A 2,823-nucleotide genomic window follows, 5' to 3' on the forward strand; every position below is an offset into this window, starting at 1 on the left:
GCGTCGCCGGCAATGACGTGACTGTCCGGGTCGCCGGTGTCATCGACCGGAACCAGTTCATGCGGCGCGCCCCAGCGCCCGGCAATCTCGCGGGTGCGGTCGGCCCGCACCACTTTGTCCGAATCAGAAAAGATGAACAAAGCAGGGATGGTCGCCTTCTCCACCGGCGCGCCATAGGCAAGCTCGGTCAGCGCCTGCATCGGCAAGGTTGCTTCGATCGGATAGCGGGTGGTCCAGAATTCTTCATTCAGCGCGTTGCGCGGCACGAAGCTGTGTTCCTTGCCGGCGACCAGCCTGGCAATTTGTTTGCCCCACGGCATGGTCAGGATCTCGGCGCCCGAAGCCTTGACGCCGAAGTTCGGGGAGATGAACGCAATCGCCGCCACCTCGTCCGATGCACCGGGCTGCGTTGCCGCCCAGACCGCCAGCGAGCCGCCGGTCGACGTCGAGATGACGATCACCTTGTCGCCGATCGCCCGGCCGATGGCGAGCGCTTCCTCATAGTCGTTGATCCAGGCGTTGATGCTGCCTTGCGTCATCGCCGCGCCATCCTGCCCGTGACCGGTGAGCCGGGTGTAGAAGAGATTGGCATCAAGCTGTTCCGCCACTTCGTCGGGCAGCGGGCGGACCTCGCCCTTCGATGCGGAAAAGCCGTGGATGTAGACGATCGACAGCGGCGTCCTGGCATGCACCAACGGATCGGCCCAGACGATCTCTTTTTCCAGCCCGTCACGGATTCCGGGGATGGCGGCTTCCGCCTTTGCCACATAGGCCTGCGGATCGTCAGCGATGAGCGAGGGATCGAAACGGATCGTGGTGTCGACGCGAACGCGCGGGCCGAGCACGAAGGCCAGTGCGAGAATGGCGATCAGGCCCAGCACAGCAAGCACGATCCGTCGCCCCATCGCAGACTCCACGCAGCACTTGTCTCAACCATGACCCAGGCGGCCCGAAACGGTGGGCCTGCCAATTTCGCCGGCGTCCTATTCGATCGGGGGTTTGCGGTCGTAATGCAGCGGCCGCGCCTTCCAACTGGTCATCAGGCTGATAAACCCTCTGCACAGCGGCCTCGGCAGCAGGCCGAGCAGTTTCAGGGGCCAGCTGGTCCGGCGCGGGAAATGGACTTCGAAGCCGCCCGACTTGATGCCCCGCGCCATGCGGCGCGATGCGCGGCTGACCGGCATCAGTCCCGGCATAGGCAGCATGTTCTTCTCGGTCAGCGGGGTGTCGATGAAGCCGGGATTGAACACCTGGATACGCACGTTCATCTTGTCGAAATCATACTTCAGCGACTCGGCCAGGATGTTGATGGCCGCCTTGGTGCCGCCATAGGCGGCCGTTGTCGGCCAGCCGAAATAGGATGTCACCGAGCCGACCAGCACGACATGGCCGCGCGCCCGCACACGCATGCGTTCGACCGCGGGCACGAGGCCGTTGATGATGCCGAAATAATTGACCTCGAAGGACCGGCGAAAGTCGTTGACGACAAGATTCTCCCCCGGCGTCGAAATGTAGTTCCCTGCATTGAAGATGGCGAGCACGATGGGACCGAGCTCCTTCTCGATCGCGGCGACGGTTCTTGCCATGCGCGGCTCGTCGGTGACATCGCAGGGAAAGGCCGTGACACTGCCCGGCATCTGCGCGGTCTCGACGACAAGCGTGTCGATCGGATCGTCGTCAAGCGCCGTCACCGCGACGGCATAGCCCTGGGAAGCAAGATCCCTGGCCAGCGCACGGCCGATGCCGCTTGAGCCGCCCGTGATCCAGGCGACGCCGTGCTTCGGGTTAGCCCGGTAGAGTGTCATGCTGCGCCCTGTCGACTTGTTGGTGCTTTGCTCTAGAGCGGTTCACCGTTTCACGGAAACGGCGAACTGCTCTATCTCCTTGTTTCTACGCAATTCCGGACGGAAAACCGTTTCACACTTTTCCTGGAATTGCTCTAGCGGTGAAGAAATCGAATGAAAAGCCGCTTTTCAACGTCAGCCGGAAATGAACAGTGGCGCAAGAGGCCAGCCTCGGGAAGCGCCGACGCAACAACAGCACTGCAAATGCGACTGGACCAGACAAATTCTTGCCTTGAAACCGCAGCTTCGGGTTTCTAGGGTTTCGGCGCACCTACACAAGGAATCCTGAATGCCCCGTTCTGTGATCGACGCGATCGGCAACACGCCTCTGATCCGCCTCAACAAAGCTTCGGAACAAACCGGTTGCGAGATCCTGGGCAAGGCCGAATTCATGAATCCCGGCCAGTCGGTCAAGGATCGTGCGGGCCTGTTCATCATCCGCGACGCCGAGAAGCGCGGGCTGCTGAAGCCCGGCGGCGTGATCGTCGAGGGAACGGCGGGCAATACCGGCATCGGGCTGACGCTGGTCGCCAAGGCGCTCGGCTACCGGACCGTCATCGTCATTCCCGATACGCAGAGCCAGGAAAAGAAGGACACGATCAAGCTGCTCGGCGCTGAGCTGATCGAGGTGCCGGCCGTGCCCTACAGGAATCCCAACAACTACGTGAAACTGTCGGGGCGGCTGGCCGAGCAACTGGCAAAGACAGAACCGAACGGCGCCATCTGGGCCAACCAGTTCGACAATGTCGCCAACCGTGACGGCCATATCCGCACCACCGCGGAGGAGATCTGGAACCAGACCGGCGGCAAGGTCGACGGTTTCGTGTCGGCGGTCGGTTCTGGCGGCACGCTGGCCGGCGTCGCCTCCGGACTGAAGGCCAAAAGCCGGGATGTGAAGATCGCGCTCGCCGATCCGCTGGGGGCCGCGCTCTATTCTTTCTACACCAGCGGCGAGCTGAAGTCCGCAGGCAGCTCGATC

At 62.5% G+C, this 2,823-nt stretch carries 3 protein-coding genes; 1 reads left to right on the forward strand and 2 read right to left on the reverse strand.

Going from position 1 to position 2,823, the window contains the following annotated elements:
• Together EN984_RS29530 and EN984_RS29535 are read right to left on the reverse strand one after the other, a co-directional pair.
• A partial coding sequence (locus EN984_RS29530; RefSeq protein WP_127384154.1) for an alpha/beta fold hydrolase occupies window positions 1–905 on the reverse strand: 905 nt, incomplete at its 3' end.
• A 78-nt stretch (window positions 906–983) separates the two neighbouring features.
• On the reverse strand, window positions 984–1,805 hold the full coding sequence (locus tag EN984_RS29535; RefSeq protein WP_023812065.1) for an SDR family oxidoreductase: 822 nt from the start codon (window positions 1,803–1,805) through the stop codon (window positions 984–986).
• A 328-nt stretch (window positions 1,806–2,133) separates the two neighbouring features.
• Between EN984_RS29535 and EN984_RS29540 the strand changes: the two genes are divergently transcribed.
• A partial coding sequence (locus EN984_RS29540) for a cysteine synthase A (RefSeq protein WP_127384155.1) occupies window positions 2,134–2,823 on the forward strand: 690 nt, incomplete at its 3' end.

This window comes from Mesorhizobium sp. M7A.F.Ca.CA.004.12.1.1 (assembly GCF_003997835.1).
Classification (GTDB): domain Bacteria; phylum Pseudomonadota; class Alphaproteobacteria; order Rhizobiales; family Rhizobiaceae; genus Mesorhizobium.

Coding starts and splice junctions, on each gene's coding strand:
- EN984_RS29535 (WP_023812065.1), bottom strand. CDS start 1,805: ATGACACTCTACCGGGCTAACCCGAAGCACGGCGTCGCCTGGATCACG.